The sequence below is a fragment of the Ralstonia pickettii genome, assembly GCF_030582395.1.
Classification (GTDB): Bacteria; Pseudomonadota; Gammaproteobacteria; order Burkholderiales; family Burkholderiaceae; genus Ralstonia; species Ralstonia pickettii_D.
The window spans coordinates 1,290,217-1,311,401 of the sequence record NZ_CP104381.1; the positions used below are offsets into that span (position 1 = coordinate 1,290,217).

Here is a 21,185-nt window from a genome sequence, read left to right on the forward strand (position 1 = left end):
TGAGACGTGAGTCGGCCGATAAGACGGACACGTGGCAGAAGCACAGCCCCTCGTAGTTGGATGTCGTCTTACCCAAAACATCATGAAACTCTCGATCAAACTTCCCCTGGCATTTGCAGCGGCGTTGCTGCTGATGTTTGCCGGGGCGATCTACGGTATCGCATCGCTCAATCATTCCATCGTCGAATACAACACCACCGTGCAGGCGCGCATGGCCGACGAGCGTGCGGTGACGAACATGCTCGTTACCTTCAAGACGCAGGTGCAGGAGTGGAAAGACACGCTGCTGCGTGGTGAAGATCCCAACAAGCTGGACAAGTATTGGGGTGCCTTCCTTCGAGGCGAGCAGACGGTGGCCGAGCAGGCGAAGGCGCTACAGGCGTCGCTGCCGGCTGGCAAAAGCCGAGACCTGATTACCCAGTTCGCTGCCGCGCACACGGAAATGGGGAAGGGCTATCGCAAGGGGCATGACATGTTTGTGGCCGCATCGTTTGATCCAACGGTGGGGGACAAAGTCGTGGCAGGTGTAGACCGCGAACCGGCACGTCTGCTTGATGAGGCCGCCCGGGAGATTGCGGCGGAGAGCAAGGTCGTGTCAGCCAAGACGGCCGAGGCCGCGCATGTTGCGCTGGTGGTCAGCGTGGTGATGATGCTGGCGGCGTTTGGGTTGGGGTTATGCGGTGCGTTTCTTTTCAGCCGATCGATTACGCGGCCATTGTCGCGCGCGGTGGATGTGGCCAGCGCCGTCTCGCATGGTGATCTGGCAAAGCCGTTTGAGGCACGCGGCACCGATGAAATCGGCCAATTGCTCTCGGCGCTCAAGGATATGCAGCGCAGCCTGGCCGCGGTAGTGAGTGAAGTGCGCCGCAATGCCGAAGGCGTGGCTTCCGCCAGTTCGCAGATCGCATCAGGCAACTTGAACCTTTCGTCGCGCACGGAAGAGCAGGCGGCCTCCCTGGAAGAGACCGCGGCCAACATGGGCGAATTGACTTCCACCGTTCGCCGCAATTTCGAAAGCGCCGTACAGGCATCCACGTTGGCCGGACATGCTTCCGACACTGCCGCGCGCGGTGGTCAAGTGATGAACGACGTGGTGCAAACCATGCAGGGTATTTCGGAGAGCTCGACCAAAGTCGGCGAAATCATCGGCGTGATCGACAGCATTGCCTTTCAGACGAACATCCTTGCGTTGAATGCCGCAGTGGAAGCTGCGCGCGCGGGCGAGCAAGGTCGGGGCTTTGCCGTAGTGGCGGGCGAAGTGCGCACGTTGGCCCAACGCAGTGCTGCGGCAGCCAAGGAAATCAAGGGTTTGATTGGCCAGTCGACGGAGCGTGTAGAAGCGGGAGCCAAGCTGGTACAAGAAGCCGGGGGCATCATTGATGACATCGTGACCTCGGTGCACCGCGTGACGCAGATCGTGACAGAGATTTCGTCCGCTTCAGCCGAGCAGACCAGTGGCATCGAGCAGGTGAACATCGCCGTGGGCCAGATCGAGGAAGTGACGCAACAGAACGCCGCGCTGGTGGAAGAGGCCTCTGCCGCCGCACAGGCGATGGCCGATCAGGCGGAGGCTCTGCGCCGCGCCGTTGCCATCTTCAAGCTGGAAGGGGCTGCTATAGCCGGGTAGCCGGCGTAAGCGCCTAGAAACAAAAAGCCGTTCAGTTTTGCGCTGAACGGCTTTTTTATGGGTAACGGCAGATCAGGCCGAGGGCGGCGGCACGTAGCCGGCGGCCTCGTCTGCACCATCGCCAAAGAAGTACTTCTCGGTCTGCTTGAGCAGGTACTGGCGTGCGCGCGAATCGGCCATGTTCAGGCGGTTTTCGTTGATCAGCATGGTCTGATGCTTGAGCCAGCCGGCCCAGGCTTCTTTCGAGACGCTTTGCCAGAGTTTCTTACCCAGTTCGCCGGGCAGGGGCGGGAAGTCGAGGCCTTCGGCTTCCTTGTTGAGCTTGACGCAGTGGACCATGCGGGCCATGGGGATTCCTCTTGTGTGGCGGAAGCGCCGCTCGAGCGCGACGCAGGTGCCGCTATTGTAAAGGCCGCGCGCCGCCGGGCTTGGATTCCACGACGCGCGCCAAGGGTTTAGAGCTTCTTCATCAGCACCATCGAGCGGCGCTGCCAGTTGTAAAGCTTGCGGCGGTCTTCCGGCAGATCGTCCACGCTGGCACGCACAAAGCCGCGCTTGAGGAACCAATGCTCCGTGCGCGTAGTGAGAACGAAGAGGCGCTTGAGGCCCAGCGCACGGGCGCGCACTTCGGTGTGCTTGAGCAGACGTTCGCCGTCGCCGGTGCCCTGGCTGTCCGGGGAGACGATCAGGCAGGCCATTTCGGCCATGCCATCCTTGGGGTACGGATACAGTGCAACGCAGCCAAAGATGATGCCGTCGTGCTCGATGACCGAAAAGTTGGCGATGTCGCGCTCCAGCAGCCGGCGTTCGCGCGGCACCAATGTGCCGTCCGCCTCGAGGGGCTCGATGAGCGAGACGATGCCGCCCACGTCGTCCAGGGTGGCTTCGCGCAGGTATTCCAGGTCAGTGTGCGACACCATGGTGCCCACACCATCGTGCAGGAACAGCTCCAGCAGGATGCTGCCGTCCAGCGCGAACGGGATGACGTGCGCGCGGCGCACGCCGCCGCGCATCGCCTTGACGATGTGCTGCAGGTAATAGGCGGTGTCGTGCGACAGGCTGCCGTCGCGCAGGCGCTCGATGGCCGTTTCCATCGACAGGTCCTGCTGCAGCTTGCCTACGCGGTCCATGATCCCCGGCAGCTCGGTGATGAAGATGAGCTTGTCGGCCTTGAGCGCCGTGGCGGTGTTGGCAGCTACGTCTTCCATCGACAGGTTGAACGCCTGGCCCGTTGGCGAAAAGCCCAGCGGCGAGAGCAGCACGATCTTGCGATTGGACAGGGAATGCTGGATCGACTCCGCATCGATCTTGCGCACCAGCCCCGTGTGCTGGAAATCCACGCCATTGACGATGCCCACTGGCCGCGCCGTCACGAAGTTGCCGGACACGACCGACATGCGCGCGCCGGCCATCGGTGTATTCGGCAGGCCCTGGCTGAAGGCGGCTTCGATATCCAGGCGCAGTTCGCCCGAGGCTTCCTTGGCGGATTCCAGTGCGGCGGCGTCCGTCACGCGTACGCCGTCGACGAACTGAGTTTGCACACTGCGCAGGGCGAGCTGTTCTTCCACCTGCGGGCGCGAACCATGCACCAGCACGATGCGCATGCCCATGGCATGCAGCAAAGCGACGTCGTTGACCAGCGCGCTCAGCATGTCGGCCTTGACCAGTTCACCGCCAAAGCCGATCACGAACGTCTTGTCGCGGAAGGCGTGAATGTAAGGCGCCACCTCGCGCAGCCAGTCCACGAACTGCTGCTGTTCGGGCGTGGGCGGAATCGGGGCGACGTCGACGGGGGCGGGCGTGTGCGCCGCCAGCGAAACACCGGAGGCGGGGACGGGAGAACGAGCGGTCACGGGCGGAGGAGGAAAAGCGGCACGGGGCGCGGGCCGGCATAGGAAAGATGCGCGGATTATAATCCCGCCCGATGTCAGATTCCCACGCCCAGCCGCCCCGGCCACGCCCGGCGGCGCCCTCCCAGAAATCGCCGAAAGACATGCCGCCCGCCGAGCGCAAGCCCGGCGGCAATGCGCGTCCGCAGCGCCGCCAAAAGCCCACGCCGGAAGAACTCGCCGCAGCGCTGGAGGCACGCCGCGCGCGTGCCAACCGTGTCCCGCCGATCACGTTTCCCGAAGCGCTGCCCGTGTCGGCCCGACGCGACGAAATCGCTGAGGCCATCGCCGCCAATCAAGTGGTGATCGTCTCAGGCGAGACCGGCTCGGGCAAAACCACCCAGTTGCCGAAGATCTGCTTATCGATCGGGCGAGGCATTGGCGCGGGCGGTACCGGGCTGATCGGCCATACGCAGCCGCGCCGGATCGCAGCGACGTCTACGGCCAAGCGCATCGCCCAGGAAATCGGCACGCCGGTGGGCGAGCACGTGGGCTTCCAGGTTCGCTTTAACGACACGCTGTCGGCGGGGGCGTCGGTCAAGCTCATGACCGACGGCATCTTGCTGGCCGAGACGCAGAACGATCCGCTGCTGCGCGCTTACGACACGATCATCATCGACGAGGCGCACGAACGCAGCCTCAACATTGACTTCCTGATCGGCTATCTCAAGCAGCTTTTGCCGCGCCGGCCCGACCTGAAGGTGATCATCACCTCGGCGACCATCGACGCGCAGCGGTTTGCCGAGCACTTTGCTGGCCCGAAGGGGCCGGCGCCCGTCATTGAAGTCAGCGGCCGGTTGTATCCGGTCGAGGTGCGCTACCGCCCGATCCAGCGCGACGAGAAGGACAAGGAGCGCGATCTTTACGATGCGCTCGTCGATGCGGTGGACGAACTCGCCCGCGAAGGCCCTGGCGACGTGCTCATCTTCCTGCCGGGCGAGCGCGAGATTCGCGAGGCGGCCGAGGCGCTGCGCAAGCACCATCCGGCGCATACCGAAATCCTGCCGTTGTTTGCGCGCCTGTCTGTGCAGGAGCAGGAACGTGTGTTCCGGCCGTCCAACGCGCGGCGCATCGTGCTGGCGACCAACGTGGCCGAGACCTCGCTGACGGTGCCCGGCATTCGCTACGTGGTCGATACGGGGGTGGCGCGCGTGAAGCGTTATTCGTATCGCAACAAGGTCGAGCAACTGCAGATCGAGCCGGTATCGCAGGCTGCGGCCAACCAGCGCGCCGGTCGTTGCGGCCGGGTCGCCGACGGCGTCTGCATTCGCCTGTATGACGAGGCGGATTTCATTGCGCGGCCGCGTTTTACCGATCCGGAAATCCTGCGTTCGTCGCTGGCGGCGGTCATCCTGCGCATGAAGGCGCTGCGGTTGACGGATGTCGAGCAGTTCCCCTTCATCGAGCCGCCGCTGGGCCGTGCCATTGCCGACGGCTATCAGCTGCTGCAGGAACTCGGGGCGGTCGACGATGAAAATGCGTTGACTCCGCTGGGCAAGCAGGTTGCCCGTCTGCCGCTGGACCCGCGCGTGGCGCGGATGATCCTGGCTGGCCGCGATCACCAATGCCTGCGCGAGATGCTGATCATCGCGAGTGCCTTGTCGGTGCAAGACCCGCGCGAGCGCCCGCAGGAACTGCAACAGCAGGCCGATCAGGCGCACCGGCAGTTTGCTGATGAAAAATCCGAGTTCCTCGGCTGGGTGAAGCTGTGGAAGTGGTTTGAAGAGGCCATCGCGCACAAGAAATCGAACAAACAATTGCAGGACCAGTGCCGCTCGCACTTCCTGTCGCATGTGCGGTTGCGCGAATGGCGCGACGTGCATTCGCAGTTGCATACCACGGTGGCGGAGCAGGGTTGGAAGCTCAACGAATCCGATCCGACGTATGAGCAGTTACACCTGGCGTTGCTGACGGGCTTGCTCGGCAACATCGGAGTGCGCATCGAGGAGGCAGACGGAAAAGGCCGCGAATACCTCGGCGCGCGCGGCATCAAGTTCTTCCTGTGGCCGGGTTCGGTCATCGCGCGCAAGGCCGGCAAGTGGGTCGTGGCAGGCGAGTTGGTCGAGACCAGCCGCCTGTTCGGCCGCACGCTGGCGCGCATCGAGCCGGAATGGGTGGAAAAGGTCGGCGCGCATCTGTTGAAGGTGTCGTGGAGCGATCCGCATTGGGAAAAGAAGGCCGGCCAGGTGATGGCCTTCGAGCGGGGCACGCTGTACGGGCTGCCGATCTATCAACAGCGCCGTGTGCACTTCGGGCCGATGCAGCCGAAGGAGGCGCGCGAGATGTTCATCCGCCGTGCGCTGGTCGATGGCGAGTTCGAAACGCGCCTGCCGTTCTTCACGCACAACCAGCGCCTGGTGCGTGAGATCGAAAACCTCGAACACAAGTCACGCCGACAAGACGTGCTGGTGGAAGACGAACTGATCTACGCGTTCTATGATAGCCAGATTCCGGCGGACATCTACAACACCGTGTCGTTCGAGCGCTGGTATGCCGAAGCCGCCAGCGCGGGCGGCAAGAGCGGTCAGAAGCTGCTGTACCTGAATCGCGATGACCTCATGCGGCATGAGGCGGCCGGCATCACGACCGATCTGTTCCCGAAGGTGCTGCCGATTGCCGGCATCGACATGGGCCTGACGTATCACTTCGAGCCCGGCAGCCCGCGCGATGGCGTGACGCTCACCGTGCCGCTGTATGCGCTCAACCAGGTGCCCGCGCAGCGCACCGAATGGCTGGTGCCGGGCATGCTCAAGGAGAAGGTGCATCTGCTGCTGAAGAGTCTGCCGCAGAAGCTGCGCCGCCATTGCGTGCCGTTGCCAGACTACGCCGCCGGTTTCGTGTCGCGCGTGCGGTTGGGCGATGGCGACCTGCTCGACCGCTTGATTGCCGACGTGCGCGAGCAGACCGGCATCGCGCTCAAGCGCGCCGACTTCAAGCTCGAGACGCTGCCCGCGCATCATTTCATGAACTTCAAGGTGATCGACGAGCACGGTCGCCAGCTAGACATGGGGCGCAATCTGGCCCAGTTGCGGGCAGAACTCGGCGGCCGCGCGCAGCAGACGTTCCAGTCGATCGCGGCACAGGATGCTGCCGTGGCCGGTGCCCAGAACGACGGCGCCAAGCCAGGAAAGACAGGTAAGAGCGGCAAATCGGAAGCGCCGGCCAACGCCGCGCTGTACTCGGGCCTGACGACCTGGAACTTCGGCGAGCTGCCGGAACTGCTGGAAGTCCGCAAGGGCAACCAGACGCTGTTCGGCTACCCGGCACTTGTCGATGCCGGTGACCACTGCGATGTGGAAGTCTTCGATGATCCGGCGGAAGCTGCACGCATCCATCGTCTGGGCTTGCGGCGGCTGTTTGCGATCCAGCTGCGCGAACCGTTGAAATACCTGGAAAAGAACATCCCAGGCCTGTCGCAGATGGCCATCCAGTTCATGAACCTCGGTACGCAGGATGATCTGCGCGACCAGATTCTGGATGCCACGTTGGAGCGCGCTTGCCTGCAAGACCCGCTGCCGACCGATGACGCCAGTTTTGGCGCGCGCAAGGACGAAAGCCGCGCGCGCCTGACGTTGCTGGCACAGGAGATTGCGCGGCTGGTCGGCGCCATCCTGGCCGAATACGCGCAACTGCCGCGCAAGCTGCAGATCGCCAAGCCGTTTGCCGCGGCCACCGCCGATATCGACGCACAGCTCAAGACGTTGATGCACAAGCGCTTCATCGAGGCGACGCCGTATGCGCAGTTGACGCACTTCCCCCGCTACCTGAAGGGCATCGCCCTGCGCATCGACAAGCTCAAGGCGGACCCGGCGCGCGACACGCAGCGCATGCAAGAGATGGCGCCGCTTATCCAGCAATATCAACGCGCGGAAAAAGCGCTGCGCGTGCAAGGGCAGGGCGGCAATGACCCGCGCATGGAGGAGTTCCGCTGGATGCTTGAGGAGTTGCGCATCGCCCTGTTTGCACAGGAATTGCGCACGCCGGTGCCGATGTCGGTCAAGCGGCTGCAGAAGGTGTGGGAATCGATGCAGCGATAGCTGAGCGATGCGTTGTCGGGTGCTGAGAAAGTTCCCGTTTTCTTTTTTTGATTTGTGTCAGCGATGGCCTAAACGCCAGCGTTAAAATGAGTGGCTAAGTTGCTGAATCTTCTCGTTATGTCTGCCTTGCGCGTCTCGTTTGCCTCCCGTTGGTTTTCCACACTGGTCCTGTCGGCCGCTGCGCTCATGGCAGCGCATGCGGCGCGTGCCGAAGTCGTCACCGTACTCAATTCGGGCGACGCAAGCGTCTCTTTGATCGACAAGGACACCCGCAAGGTGCTGGAGACGTTCCCAATCGGCAAGGAGCCGCATCACCTGATCGCCACGCCCGACGAAAAGTCGTTGATCGTCGCGAACGCAGTGGGCAACGACCTCGTGTTCCTCGACCCCGTAACCGGCAAGATTCAGCAGCGCGTGCCGCGCATCGACGATCCGTATCAGATTGGCTTCTCGCCGGACCAGAAGTGGTTTCTGACCACCGGCAACCGTCTGGATCGCATTGACATTTACCGCTGGGACGGCCATGCGCTGACCATCGCCAAACAGATTCCAGCGGCGAAGACGCCCAGCCACATTGCCTTTACCGCCGACAGCAAAATCGCGTTCGTGACCGTGCAGGATTCCAACGAGGTGATGGCCATCGACCTGCCCACGCAGAACGTGATGTGGCGCATGACCATTGGTTCTGCGCCGGCCGGCGTGTGGGTGACGACCGATCAGAAATACCTGCTGGTCGGCATGACCGGCGCCGATTACGTCGAAGTGATCGACTGGCACAACCGCACCAGCGTCAAGCGCATTCCGACCGGCAAGGGCGCGCATAACTTCCGCGCGCTGGGCGACAAGCGCCACTTGTTCCTGTCGAACCGCGTGTCGGGCACGATCAGCATCATCGATCAGCAAACGCTGACCAAGGTGGGCGACATCACCGGTCTGCCGCCCGGCCCAGACGACATGGAGTTGACCGCCGACGGCAAGCAGCTTTGGGTGACTTGCCGCTGGGCCAAGCGCGTGGCGATCGTCGATGTTGCCAGCCGCAAGGTTGTGGAAGAGATCAAGGTCGGGCGCTCGCCGCACGGCATTTACTTCCGCTCGCGCGCTCCGCTGATCTGAGTTCTACGACGATGAAATCCGGCCTGTCGATGTTGCGCAAGGCCGCCGCCACGGTGGCGCTGGGGCTGTGTGCGTTGGCTACGGCGGCCCCCGGTGGGGTGAATGCCGGCGCGTGCAAAGGCACCGTCTACCTGACGTTCGATACCGGCAGCATGAGCCAAGCGGAGTTGATTGCCGACACGCTGCGCCGCCATCGCATCCACGCCACGTTCTTCCTCGCCAACGAAAAGACCATCCACGGCGACAGCACGCTGGATGACGGTTGGGCACCGTATTGGAAATCGCTTGCTGCCGACGGCCACGCCTTCGGTACGCACACCTTCGATCACGTCTACTACAAGGGCGAGGCGGGTGCGGGTAAGGTCCGCTTCCGGCCGCAGTTTGGCGAGCAGGGCAGCCGCAATGTCGTGTGGGGCGAGCCTGAATTCTGCGCGGAGCTCAAACGCAGCGCCGAGCGGTTCAAGACCATGACCGGTCAGCCGATGGACCCGCTGTGGCGGGCGCCGGGAGGTCACCTGTCGGCGACGACCGAGGCCTGGGCCAAGCAATGCGGGTTTGCGCATGTGGCTTGGGCGCCCGCCGGTTTTCTGGGCGACGAGTTGCCGTCAGACCGTTATCCGAACGACGCCTTGCTGCAGAAGGCACTGTCCAACCTGCGCGATGGCGACATCACCATGGCGCATCTGGGCATCTGGTCGCGCAAGGATCCGTGGGCGCCCGCTGACCTCGAACCGCTGATCACAGGTCTGGAGCACAAGGGTTTCTGCTTTGCCACGCTGCGTGATCATCCGCAATACAAGGCCTGGTTTGCTGCTCATGCCGCATCGGCGGCACGCTGACATGTTCGACTGGATCGCCGACACCTTCACCCAAGCGCAGGACGTACTGTTTCAGCACGTCGTGATGCCGATCACCTATGCCGTCGGCCTGGGTGGTTACGTCGAAGATGCCTACCCCGGCACCGAATGGCTGCTCATGGGCCTCGTGCAGATCGCGGTCCTGCTGCTGATTTTCCGTCCGCTCGAGCGTTGGCGCCCGGTGGAGCCGCTGCAAGATCGCAAGGCCGTGCGCGCCGACATCTTCTACACGCTTTTTCACCGCCTGGGTTTCTTCCCGCTGCTGCTGTTCTTCACGCTGCAGCCGCTGATTGACGACCTCGACGGCAAGCTCCGCTTCTGGGGCTGGGCGCATCTGAACGTGGAGGACTGGTGGCCGGGCGTTACGTCCGTCGCCGCCGTCAGCTTTCTGGTCTATCTAGTGTTGTTCGACCTGCTCGACTACTGGTATCACCGCCTGTCACACAAGTTTCACTGGTGGTGGAACTTGCATTCGCTGCATCACAGTCAGCAACAGATGACGCTGTGGTCGGATGACCGTAACCACATCCTCGACGATGTGCTGCGCGGCGCGGTGTTTGCAATCGCAGCGCTGGTGATTGGAGTGGAGCCCTCGCAGTACGTGCTGCTGGTTGCTATCTCACAGTTGCTGCAGAGCCTGCAACACGCCAACGTGCGGCTGCATTTCGGCTGGCTTGGCGACCGGCTGCTGATCTCGCCGCGCTTTCATCGGCTGCATCACGCCATCGGGCTGGGGCACGAGGTGCCCGGCAAGCCTGGTGTGCTGGGCGGCTGCAATTTTGGCGTGCTGTTCCCATGGTGGGACATGCTGTTCGGCACCGCCATCTTCTCGCCGGAGTACCACGCCACCGGTATCCGCGATCAGCTTCCCGCGCCCCACGGGCACTCGCGCGACTACGGGCGCGGCGTGCTGCGTCAGCAGTGGCTCGGCGTTAAGCGCCTGTTCGGTCGCGCCTAAGGCCTTCGCGGGGCGGCGCCTGCGTAATTTCTGCGCGCTGTGCTAGGCTGTCCGCTCCCGGATTTTCCGACTTCTGCATGAACGACCTGATTCGCTCATTTGGCCGCGCGCTGCTTTCGCAACTGCATCCGCGCATGCTGTTCCTGACTGTCATGCCGTTTGTCGTGGCTGTCGTTGTTTGGGGCGGCGTGCTGTATTTTGGCTGGGATGCCATGAACGGCATGGCTCGCAACGCCGTGGAAGGCTGGGCCTTCATGGGCTGGATCAAGAGCGGCCTGAACGCTATCGGCATGGCAGGGCTGTGGTCGGCCATCGCGCCGCTGCTCGTCATCACCTTGCTCGTACCGGTGATCGTTGTGTCGATTCTTGTGCTGGTCAGCGTTGCGTCGGTGCCGGTGGTCATGCGTTTTCTTGATCGGAGCTATCCGCAGCTCGAACGTCGCAAGGGCGGCTCGTTGCTGGGCAGCCTGACGCATGCGCTGCTGTGCACGCTGGTGGTCATTCTCGTGGCCATCGTCACGCTGCCGTTGTGGCTGATTCCTCCGTTTTTTGCGCTGATCCCGCCGCTGCTGTGGGGCTGGCTCACGTACCGCTTGATGACGTACGACGCGCTGGCTGACCACGCTACGGCAGAAGAGCGCCGCGCGATCATGCAGCGCTATCGGCTGCCGCTCCTTGGCATTGGCGTGGCTGTTGGCATGCTGGGCTCGGCGCCGACGCTGCTGTGGGTATCGTCGGTGGTGACGATTGTGCTGTTTCCGATCATCGCCATCGCCGTCATCTGGCTGTATGTGCTGATATTTATCTTCTCGGCGCTGTGGTTCGGCCATTTCTGCTTGCGTGCGCTGACGCGTCTGCGCGCCGAAGCGCCGCCTGCGCGCATGGTCGAGGCCAGCGTGATAGAAGTTACGACCATTGAACTGCCTCGCGAATAATCAGAAACCATCGGAACTGACATGGCTTTCGGCATGATCATCATCGGCGACGAGATTCTCTCTGGCCGCCGCGAAGACAAACACCTGCGCAAGCTGATCGAAGTGCTTGGCGAGCGCGGCCTGACATTGGAGTGGGCCGAGTACGTCGGCGACCAGCCCGCGCGCATTACGAGCGTACTCAAGCGTACGTTCGCCAGCGACGACGTGGTGTTCTGCACTGGCGGCATTGGCGCCACCCCCGATGACCACACGCGCCAGTGCGCCGCTGCTGCGCTGGGCGTGCCGTTGGAGCTGCATCCGGAAGCGCGCGAGCAAATCACGCTGCGCATCATTGAGTCGGCCAACGGTGACCCGGTCAAGGCTGATGTCTCCACGCCCGAAAACCAGCACCGCTTCAAGATGGGTGAGTTTCCGCAGGGCGCGCGCATCATCCCGAACAGCTATAACCGCATCCCTGGTTTCTCGGTCGGGCATCACCATTTCGTTCCGGGTTTTCCGGTGATGGCCTGGCCGATGATGGAGTGGGTGCTCGACACCTATTACGCCGATCAATTCCACCGCGCACCGCGCGAGGAACGCTCGTTCCTGGTGTTCGGCTTGCCGGAGTCGCGGCTCACACCGCTGATGGAGCGCATCGAAGCAGAGTTCGATGGCGTGAAGGTCTTCAGCCTGCCCAGCGTAGGCGATGCGGCGCGTGGGGAGCGCTATGCCCGCTCGCACATCGACCTTGGTGTAAAAGGCGCACCGGAAGCCGTGGCGCGCGCCTATGTGATGCTGCGGGAGGGCGCGTTGGCGCTAGGCGGAGAAATTTTCGAAGCTGGAGTCCCCGCCAATTCCTGACGTCGTATTTCGTTAGGCGCCGTGCCAGGGCAGACCGCGGAAGCACCAACCTTCGACGGTCTTACGATGGCCTTCGCTGTCTTTGGCGCCCTCGAAACCTTCCAGCACATCCATCGCCGCCGTATAGCCAGCCTGCGCAGCCGCAGCGGCTGCGTGCTTGGAGCGCGCCGCGCTGCGGCACAGGAACAGCACCGGGACGTCCTTCGGAACGGCAGCTTCCAGGGCGCTCAGGAAGTTGGCGTTGCGCACGCCGCCGGGATACTGATTCCATTCCACATGCACGAACTGGCCGGGCGAGATGTCGGGCGTGCCCACCCAGTCGAGTTCCGCACGCGTCCGCACGTCCACCAGGCGCGCTTGCGGGTCGGCGGCGAGCAGCGCAGCAGCCTCCTGTGGCGACAGCGCGCCGAAGTACGGCAATCGGTCAGACTCGCGGCGGGCGGCGGCGGCTTCCAGCAGGGACTCACGGGTGAGCGTGGTAGCGGTCATGGTGGTCGAGAGAAAGGGGAAACAGTCATTTTAGTGCCGCCATCACATCGCGCGGGCGAAAATCCCCGTATTGGTGCGCCCGTACCTTTGAGGCACTGAATCAGTGCGCGGCCAAGTATTTTGCACGCGTTTGGTGCGTTGACTATGCTGCTAGGACAGCTGCTCCGCCCTTGAGGCCCAATCACCGCCTCCCGAAGCGACCGGCATGCAAGGCGCGCGCACCGTGTCAGGCATGGACTGGGGCAGCCCTGCACTGTTTGCGGGAGCGCCTGCGCCTTATCAAGCGGGAATTGGCATAGTTTCTGCTAAGATTCCCGCGGTCTTTTTCGGGGGCGTCCGTTAGTGGCGGACGGTCTTGCTGGAAAGAAGATGTTTCGGAGTGAGGGCGAGTCGCCGCCGATTGCGCAGCGATCCGTCACACAACCGGCTCACAATACTTTGCGTTATTGCGCTACCAGGAGAATGGCATGTCCCAAAGCATTGCAGACGTGATGAAGCTCGTGAAGGAAAACGACGTCAAGTTCGTCGATTTCCGCTTCACCGATACCAAGGGTAAGGAGCAGCACGTCTCGGTCCCCGTTTCGCACTTCGACGAAGACAAGTTCGAAAGCGGCCACGCATTCGACGGCTCGTCGATCGCCGGCTGGAAAGGCATCGAAGCGTCGGACATGCTGCTGGTGCCGGATGCAAACACCGCGCACATCGACCCGTTCTACGAAGAGCCGACCCTGGTTCTGACCTGCGACGTGGTCGAGCCGTCGGACGGCAAGGGCTACGACCGCGACCCGCGCTCGATCGCCAAGCGCGCTGAAGCCTACCTGAAGAGCACCGGCTTGGGCGACACCGCCTACTTTGGTCCGGAACCCGAATTCTTCATCTTCGACGGCGTGACCTGGAACATCGACATGCAGGGTTGCTTCGTGAAGATCCATTCCGAAGAAGCTCCGTGGTCGTCGGGCAAGGACTTCGAACACGGCAACTCGGGCCACCGTCCGGGCAAGAAGGGCGGCTACTTCCCGGTCGCCCCGATCGACACGTTCCAAGACATGCGCTCGGAAATGTGCCTGATCCTGGAATCGCTGGGCATTCCGGTCGAAGTGCACCACCACGAAGTGGCAGGCCAAGGCCAGAACGAAATCGGCACGAAGTTCAGCACGCTGGTGCAACGCGCCGACTGGACGCAGCTGCAAAAGTACGTGATCCAGAACGTCGCGCACACGTACGGCAAGACCGCCACGTTCATGCCGAAGCCGGTCGTCGGCGACAACGGTTCGGGCATGCACGTTCACCAGTCGGTGTGGAAGGACGGCCAGAACCTGTTCGCAGGCAACGGCTACGCTGGTCTGTCGGAGTTCGCGCTGTACTACATCGGCGGCATCATCAAGCACGCCCGCGCGTTGAACGCCCTGACCAACCCGGGTACGAACTCGTACAAGCGCCTGGTGCCGGGCTTCGAAGCTCCGGTCAAGCTGGCTTACTCGGCACGTAACCGCTCGGCTTCGATCCGTATTCCGTACGTTGCGAACCCGAAGGGCCGCCGTATCGAAACCCGCTTCCCGGATCCGCTGATGAACCCGTACCTGGGCTTCTCGGCACTGCTGATGGCGGGTCTGGATGGCGTGCAGAACAAGATCCACCCGGGCGAAGCAGCCGACAAGAACCTGTACGACCTGCCGCCGGAAGAAGACGCAAAGATCCCGACCGTGTGCTCCAGCCTGGATCAGGCCCTCGAGTACCTGGACAAGGACCGCGAATTCCTGACCCGCGGTGGTGTGTTCTCCAATGCAATGCTGGATGCCTACATTGAACTGAAGATGGAAGAAGTCACGCGCTTCCGCATGACGACGCACCCGCTCGAGTTCGAGATGTACTACTCGCTGTAATCTGCGAGCGCCCCGGGCAATGTGTCGGGGCGAAGAGACGGTTGTGAGAGGGGGGCGGCGCAGGTCGCCCTTCCTTTTTGTGAAGCGGAGTTTTGTGGCTAGAATGAGCGTCCGCCGGACTCCGGCGCCCGATCGACGTATCCGCCAGGTTCCATTCATGTTCCGTCCTTCCCCACGCATCGCATCCGGACTGGTTGCCGCCGCCGCGGCGGTGTTTGCCACGCTGTCCGTGCAGGCACCCGCGTACGCTGATGATGTCTATCTGTGCACCGGCCCGAATGGCGTGCCGGAGTATCGCAACAGCGGCAACGTGAAAGGCTGCAAGAAGCTGACACTGCCCGATGTGGTGACCGTGCCTGGCACGCGTAGCCCGCGCAGTGCTGGAGCGGCACCGGCACCGGCGCAAAACAATGCGGGCGGTGGCTTCCCCCGCGTGGACAACGCCACGCAGAAGGCGCGGGACGGCGAACGCCGCCAGGTGCTGGAGGCCGAGCTGGCAGACGAGGAGCGCAAGCTCCAGGCGTTGAAGGCCGAATACAACAACGGTCAGCCCGAGCGCCAGGGCAACGAACGTAACTATCAGAAGTATCTGGACCGCACCGCGCAGTTGAAGGGCGACATCGAACGCAGCCAAGCCAATGTCGATTCCATCCGCCGGGAGCTGGGCAATCTCAAGGAGTAGGTGAGCCATGCGTCGACTGATCCGCAAAGCGGCACGCCGCGATGAACAGGAACAGACGACGCCATCTGCGCCGTCAGCGTCCGCCGCGCGTGAGGCGGCCGGAGGCGACCCCATCGACGGGCCGCCACCCATTCCGTTTTCACATGGTGCGCCGCCATTGTTCCCTGGGCTCGACGCGGCGCCCAATCCCATCCTCTTCGTCCGCCATCCTGCGCTGACAATCTTCTACGCCAATCCCGCCGCTGAAGCCGCGCTGGCCGTGTCACGCCGGCAGTTGGTGGAGATGTCGCTGTACGAGCTGTTTGTTGACCCGTCCGAACTGGCCGAGATGATTGCCACCGTGGCAGCCCGCCAATTCGATGCCAAGCGGCGCGACGTCTCGCTCGACCGTTTGGGCCACGAACCGCTGCACGCGCACGCTGTCGTGGGCGCACTCGACTTTGCGCCTGCGTCAGTGCTGCTTGAGCTGCTGCCCAACGAGCAGAAGATCCGCAGCGAGCGCGAAGAGCGCCTGCTGGACCTGACCTCCGCCAACAAAGAGCTGATCCGCAATCTGGCACACGAGATCAAGAATCCGTTGGGCGGCATTCGCGGCGCCGCACAGTTGCTGGAGTTCGAACTGCCCGAGCGCTCCCTGCGCGAGTACACGCAGGTCATCATCAAGGAGTCCGATCGGCTGCAGACGCTGGTTGACCGCCTGCTTGAGCCGCACCGGCATCCACATATCGTCGGCGATGTGAACATCCACGAGGTACTGGAGCGCGTGCGCTCCGTGGTGCTGGCGGAGTTTCCGCAGGGCCTCGAGATCGTGCGCGACTACGACGCGAGCCTGCCGGAGTTTCGCGGTGACAAGGAGCAGCTGATTCAGGCTGTGCTCAACATCGTGCACAACGCGGCGCATGCGCTTGGCGCTCGGATTGCGCAGGGCGATGGCGAAATCATTCTGCGCACGCGCGTTGCGCGCAAAGTTACGATTGCAAAGCGTCTTTACAAGCTGGCATTGGACTTGCATGTAGTGGACAACGGTCCTGGTATCCCGGACGACATCCGCGAGCGAATCTTCTTCCCGCTGGTGTCAGGAAGGGAGGGGGGAAGTGGGCTGGGCCTGACACTCGCGCAGACGTTCGTGCAGCAGCATGACGGCCTGATCGAATGCGAGAGCAGGCCAGGTCAGACGGATTTCCGCATTCTCGTACCGTTGCACTGAAGCGTCACTGCTTCAACAACGCAGCGCGAGACGGCCCAGGCGAGACGAAGTCAAGCAGACGAACCAACACATGAAGCCAATCTGGATAGTCGACGACGATCAATCCATCCGCTGGGTCCTAGAGAAGGCGCTGGCACGCGAAAGCCTGCTCTCGCGCAGCTTTACCAACGTGCGCGACGCGCTCAACGCGCTCGACGAAGAAACGCCGCAGGTCCTGATCTCCGACGTCCGCATGCCCGGTGGCTCGGGCTTGGATCTGCTGCAGGCCATCAAGGCCAAGCACCCGGGGCTGCCGGTCATCATCATGACTGCGTATTCCGATCTCGACAGTGCCGTGGCGGCGTTCCAGGGCGGCGCGTTCGAATATCTCGCCAAGCCGTTTGACGTGGATCGCGCAGTCGAACTGATCCGCCGTGCGCTGGAAGAGAGCCTGCGCGAAGAGGAGATCGATGATCGCCTGAGCGATGCGCCGGAGATCCTCGGACAGGCGCCGGCCATGCAGGACGTGTTCCGCGCGATCGGGCGGCTGTCGCAGTCCAACGTGACGGTGCTGATCACCGGCGAATCCGGCACGGGTAAGGAACTGGTGGCTCGGGCGCTGCATAAGCACAGCCCACGCGCCAGCGGCCCGTTTATCGCGCTGAATACGGCGGCGATTCCAAAAGACCTGCTCGAATCCGAGCTGTTCGGCCACGAGCGTGGCGCATTTACCGGCGCGCAGACCATGCGTCGCGGGCGCTTCGAGCAAGCCGAGGGCGGCACGCTCTTCCTCGATGAAATCGGCGATATGCCGTTCGATCTGCAGACGCGATTGCTGCGCGTTCTGTCGGACGGACACTTCTATCGCGTGGGCGGTCACAACCCGCTCAAGGCCAACGTGCGCGTCATCGCGGCCACGCACCAGAATCTTGAAACACGCGTCAAGGACGGCCTGTTCCGCGAAGACTTGTTCCACCGCCTGAACGTAATCCGTCTGCGCTTGCCGGCACTGCGCGAGCGTCCGGAAGACATCACGTTGTTGGCGCGCCATTTCCTGCAGAAGAGTGCCAAGGAGCTGGGCGTCGAGCCCAAGCGCATGTCGGACGATGCGCTGGCGCACATCGCGACGCTGCCGTTCCCCGGCAACGTGCGGCAACTGGAAAACCTCTGCAACTGGCTGACCGTGATGGCGCCGGCGCAGACGATCGAAACCAAGGATTTGCCGGCCGACCTGGTGCGTGGCAACGCGCAGATGCTGCCCACCATGGGCGAGACCACTTCGCGCCCGGCAGTCATTGGCGAACCGTCTCTTGGTGGGGAACCTTATGGTGCTCCGCCGTCGGTCGACACGCTGTTCTCCAACACGTCCGTGGGCGCGTCAATTGCGGCTGGTTGGGAGCGGGCGCTTGCGGGCGAGGCGAAGGCCATGCTGGAAGCGGGGCAGCCCGACGTCATGGACGCCCTCACGCGTCGCTTTGAGAAGGCGATCCTCGAGGCTGCGCTTGGTGTCACGCGCGGCCGTCGTGTCGAGGCCGCAACTCGGCTGGGTATTGGTCGCAACACCATCACGCGCAAATTGCAGGAGCTGGGCTTCGACTGACGCACGGTCAGCAAGGCCAGTCCACTGAATATCGTCGAGCTTGGCGATTGGGATTGGGCGGATTTCCGATACGGGAGTCCGCCCCTTTTTTTTGTGTGCCGCGAACGCTTGTCGCGCTTAATGCAACTTGTGCTTGAGCTGGGACAGCTCTTCGTGGGCGCGCATCATGGCAGATGCCACCGCGTGGTCCACCTTGCCAGAAGCGTTCTGGCAGGCCATCTTCGCGCGATCGGAATACGCCTCGAGCTTGTCGATGGCCTCGACAAAGGTCTGCTGATCTTCAGCGCCTTCCAGACGCGCGTGGCATTCGCGCGCTTGGTCGTCCAGCTGCTGGATCGTTTGCTTTAGCGAATTGGGTACATCCTTGTGCGAGGCACAGGTCCGGGCCAGTTCCGCGATGGTGCTTTCGCATGTTCAAGACGCTGGCGCAGTTTTTCTGTTTGCATGGAGGGGGCTCCTGTCGGTTGCGTGAAAAGGCGTTGGTGCCGCATGCACCGTTATGAGGCGGTCACATGATGCAAGGCGGTGCAACGCCCAATTTCGGCGCAAGCGACGTGCGGCGTGCGGCGCGGGAGCGATGGGCTTTGTCGTGCTGTGAAGCTGCTGTATCAGCTGCGCGGTGCGGGCAGGGCCAGGGAGCGTGTTTGCAGGATGCGCTCGGCGACTTCAGCAAAGCCGCCGCCGCCCTCGGCTTCTGTGAGGTAAGCGGGTGGCATGGGTAACGTATCCATCACGTCCAGCACGTTGGCCACACCCACGGAGAGCGGGAAGAACTCGAACATTGCTGCATCGTTGGCGGAGTCGCCCACGAACACCCAACGGTCGCGCTCGGCATGCAGGTCAAGGCCGAATGCGCGGCGCGCCAGCGAAACGCTGGCGCTGAGCTTGTCGTGCTTGCCGAACCAGCCGTTGACGTGAATCGAGCTGACGGTGGCATGCATCCCGTGCGTGCGCATGATGTCGACGATGTGCTGCACGGCGTGCTGCGGCAGTGGCGGGACTTGTTCGGCGTGATCGACAGCGAGATCCGCAGCGTGCCATGCCTGGTCTGTTGCGAGGGCTGAACCCGGCACCGCACGCCTGATCTCCGCACCGATTTCGCGGATGCGCTCAAGGTTGCGCGCGCGGGTTTGCGCGTCATCCACAAAATCCACAGCGAGATGCCCGCGCGAATCGACGCGCATGGCAAAGGCGCCGTTTTCTCCGATCACGGCATCAACGGGCCACAGCCGCGCAATGACTTCGCACCACGCAATCGACCGGCCCGTGACCGGCACGACTTTGATGCCGGCACGATGCAGCCGCTCCAGCGCCGAATAGGTCAGCGCGGGCAGCTTGCCGCGCGTGGTAAGCGTGCCGTCGACGTCGGTGAAGACGCCCGTGATATTGCGCAGTGCGTCATCCGGGAGCTGATGGAGGGGCAGCGGAACGCGTCGTTCGGCGATGACCGGCGTGGTTTCAGGCGAGTCCGGAGCGGCAGGAGTGGCGGGCGGGGCAAGCATGCTGCGGGCGCAATAAAGGAGTGTCTTCAATCCATTCTAACGGCCGTTGCAAGCCAAACCTTGGAGGGATTTCCCGATTTCTTTGTGACAGAAAGCCAAGTAACATCCCGCTGTCATAAAAATGACCGACCGTGCATATACAGTCGGCGCGCCGTGGGCGGAGCGAGGGAGCCCGCCGGGTCGAAACAAGGAGAAATGATGTCGATCAAGAAGATTGCGGGGGCGGCGGCAGTACTGGCCGCGTGTACGTTTGCGCAGGGCGCGTACGCAGTGACGGAAATCCAGTGGTGGCATTCGATGGAAGGCGCCTTGAACGACAAGGTGAATGAGATCGCCACCAAGTTCAACGCCAGCCAGTCCGACTACAAGATCGTGCCGGTCTACAAGGGCCAATACGATGAATCGCTGGCCGCCGGCATTGCGGCCTTCCGCGCCGGCAATGCACCGGCCATCCTGCAAGTCTTCGAAGTCGGTACCGCAACGATGATGAACGCCAAGGGCGCCATCGTGCCGGTAGCGAAGGTCATGAAGGATGCCGGCGAGAAGTTTGATCCGAAGGCCTATGTGCCGGCCGTAGCGGGTTACTACACGTCGAACAAGGGCGAGATGCTGTCTTTCCCGTTCAACAGCTCGACGACGATCATGTATTACAACAAGGACGCCTTCAAGAAGGCCGGCCTTGACCCGAACAAGCCGCCCGCAACGTGGCAGGAAGTGGCTGTCGACGCGGCCAAGCTGAAGGCGGCGGGCGTGCCTTGCGGTTACACGACCGACTGGCAATCGTGGGTGCATCTGGAGAGCTTCTCGGCATGGCACAACGTGTCGTTCGCGACCGAGAACAACGGTTTTGGCGGTGCCAAGGCTCGCCTGAACTTCAACGGCCCGGTGCAGATCAAGCACATCGAGAACCTGCTCGACATGCAGAAGAAGGGTTACTTCACCTACGCCGGCCGCAAGGACGAGCCGAAGGCGAAGTTCATCGCGGGGGAGTGCGCCATGCACACGGGTTCGTCGGCCGCGCTGGCGAACATCCGCAAGAACGCCAAGTTCAGTTTCAGCCCCGCGCCGCTGCCGTACGAAGCAGGCGTGGCGGGCGCGCCGCAGAACACGATCATCGGCGGCGCTTCGCTGTGGGTGATGGGCGGCCACAAGGCTGAGGAGTACAAGGGCGTGGCGAAGTTCTTCTCGTTCCTGTCGCGTCCCGAGGTGCAGGCTGACTGGCACCAGTCGACGGGCTATCTGCCCGTGACCCTGGAAGCGTATGAGCTGACCAAGAAGTCCGGCTTTTATGAGAAGAACCCCGGCGCCGACGTGGCCGTGAAGCAGATGATCGTCAAGACGACCGACAAGTCGCGCGGGATCCGTCTGGGCAACTTCCCGCAGATCCGTCAGGTGATCGACGAAGAGCTGGAATCCGTCTGGGCCGGCAAGAAGGCGCCGAAGGAGGCGCTGGACACTGCAGTGTCACGCGGTAACGAGCTGCTCGTCCGCTTCGAGAAGACCGTCAAGGAATAAGCGCCGATTCGGCGCTCGTCTAAACCGCCGGCCTCGTGCGCTCGCACCGGCCGGCGGTGCGTTTTTGGAATG

Annotated in this window: 16 protein-coding genes; 12 read left to right on the forward strand and 4 right to left on the reverse strand. The window is 62.9% G+C overall.

Annotated features, from left to right (window positions below; all coding sequences use genetic code 11):
- Window positions 1-82: 82 nt before the first annotated feature.
- Window positions 83-1,627, forward strand: coding sequence for a methyl-accepting chemotaxis protein (locus tag N5B55_RS06280; RefSeq protein WP_304539516.1), 1,545 nt, complete (start codon window positions 83-85; stop codon window positions 1,625-1,627).
- 72 nt (window positions 1,628-1,699) lie between these two features.
- On the opposite strand, the gene N5B55_RS06285 is transcribed toward N5B55_RS06280, so the two are convergent.
- Both N5B55_RS06285 and argA read right to left on the reverse strand, forming a co-directional pair.
- A complete protein-coding gene (locus tag N5B55_RS06285; protein ID WP_004626344.1) occupies window positions 1,700-1,975 on the reverse strand; it encodes an oxidative damage protection protein in 276 nt (91 codons plus the stop codon).
- 107 nt (window positions 1,976-2,082) lie between these two features.
- Window positions 2,083-3,480: an amino-acid N-acetyltransferase gene (argA, locus tag N5B55_RS06290; RefSeq protein WP_304539517.1), complete on the reverse strand. Its 1,398-nt coding sequence runs from the start codon at window positions 3,478-3,480 to the stop codon at window positions 2,083-2,085.
- A 71-nt stretch (window positions 3,481-3,551) separates the two neighbouring features.
- Here argA and hrpA point away from each other — a divergent pair, with 71 nt between their 5' ends.
- The 6 genes from hrpA (at window position 3,552) to N5B55_RS06320 (ending at window position 12,256) form a co-directional block, all read left to right on the forward strand.
- Entirely contained in the window at window positions 3,552-7,553 is a 4,002-nt protein-coding gene (gene hrpA / locus N5B55_RS06295; protein WP_304539518.1) for an ATP-dependent RNA helicase HrpA, read from the forward strand.
- Between the two features lie 117 nt (window positions 7,554-7,670).
- Window positions 7,671-8,666 (forward strand): YVTN family beta-propeller repeat protein, encoded by a 996-nt coding sequence (locus N5B55_RS06300; RefSeq protein ID WP_065857681.1) that lies wholly within the window; start codon window positions 7,671-7,673, stop codon window positions 8,664-8,666.
- 11 nt (window positions 8,667-8,677) lie between these two features.
- Window positions 8,678-9,505: a polysaccharide deacetylase family protein gene (locus N5B55_RS06305; protein ID WP_304539519.1), complete on the forward strand. Its 828-nt coding sequence runs from the start codon at window positions 8,678-8,680 to the stop codon at window positions 9,503-9,505.
- Window position 9,506: 1 nt separating this feature from the next.
- Window positions 9,507-10,481 (forward strand): sterol desaturase family protein, encoded by a 975-nt coding sequence (locus tag N5B55_RS06310; protein ID WP_304539520.1) that lies wholly within the window; start codon window positions 9,507-9,509, stop codon window positions 10,479-10,481.
- A gap of 77 nt (window positions 10,482-10,558) precedes the next feature.
- Window positions 10,559-11,416, forward strand: a complete 858-nt coding sequence (locus tag N5B55_RS06315; protein ID WP_009238384.1) for an EI24 domain-containing protein — start codon at window positions 10,559-10,561, stop codon at window positions 11,414-11,416.
- A 21-nt stretch (window positions 11,417-11,437) separates the two neighbouring features.
- Entirely contained in the window at window positions 11,438-12,256 is an 819-nt protein-coding gene (locus N5B55_RS06320) for a competence/damage-inducible protein A (RefSeq protein ID WP_304539521.1), read from the forward strand.
- Between the two features lie 12 nt (window positions 12,257-12,268).
- Here the strand turns inward: N5B55_RS06320 and N5B55_RS06325 are convergent, their stop codons facing one another.
- Complete coding sequence (locus tag N5B55_RS06325; RefSeq protein WP_304539522.1) at window positions 12,269-12,745, reverse strand: rhodanese-like domain-containing protein; 477 nt, start codon at window positions 12,743-12,745, stop codon at window positions 12,269-12,271.
- Window positions 12,746-13,212: 467 nt separating this feature from the next.
- Between N5B55_RS06325 and N5B55_RS06330 the strand changes: the two genes are divergently transcribed.
- From N5B55_RS06330 to ntrC, 4 genes are all read left to right on the forward strand, one after another.
- Window positions 13,213-14,628 carry a 3-hydroxylaminophenol mutase gene (locus N5B55_RS06330; protein WP_027677605.1) on the forward strand — a complete coding sequence of 472 codons (1,416 nt, stop codon included), beginning with the start codon at window positions 13,213-13,215 and terminating at the stop codon, window positions 14,626-14,628.
- Between the two features lie 157 nt (window positions 14,629-14,785).
- On the forward strand, window positions 14,786-15,310 hold the full coding sequence (locus N5B55_RS06335) for a DUF4124 domain-containing protein (protein WP_154207366.1): 525 nt from the start codon (window positions 14,786-14,788) through the stop codon (window positions 15,308-15,310).
- A gap of 7 nt (window positions 15,311-15,317) precedes the next feature.
- Window positions 15,318-16,517 (forward strand): nitrogen regulation protein NR(II), encoded by a 1,200-nt coding sequence (gene glnL / locus N5B55_RS06340; protein WP_304539523.1) that lies wholly within the window; start codon window positions 15,318-15,320, stop codon window positions 16,515-16,517.
- A gap of 70 nt (window positions 16,518-16,587) precedes the next feature.
- Complete coding sequence (gene ntrC / locus N5B55_RS06345) at window positions 16,588-18,096, forward strand: nitrogen regulation protein NR(I) (RefSeq protein ID WP_065857695.1); 1,509 nt, start codon at window positions 16,588-16,590, stop codon at window positions 18,094-18,096.
- Between the two features lie 608 nt (window positions 18,097-18,704).
- Here the strand turns inward: ntrC and N5B55_RS06350 are convergent.
- The gene (locus tag N5B55_RS06350; protein WP_304539524.1) at window positions 18,705-19,598 is read right to left on the reverse strand and encodes an HAD family hydrolase; all 894 of its coding nucleotides are present in this window, start codon (window positions 19,596-19,598) and stop codon (window positions 18,705-18,707) included.
- A gap of 198 nt (window positions 19,599-19,796) precedes the next feature.
- On the opposite strand from N5B55_RS06350, the gene ugpB reads away from it, so the two are divergent.
- Window positions 19,797-21,113 (forward strand): sn-glycerol-3-phosphate ABC transporter substrate-binding protein UgpB, encoded by a 1,317-nt coding sequence (gene ugpB / locus N5B55_RS06355; RefSeq protein WP_304539767.1) that lies wholly within the window; start codon window positions 19,797-19,799, stop codon window positions 21,111-21,113.
- Window positions 21,114-21,185 lie beyond the last annotated feature (72 nt).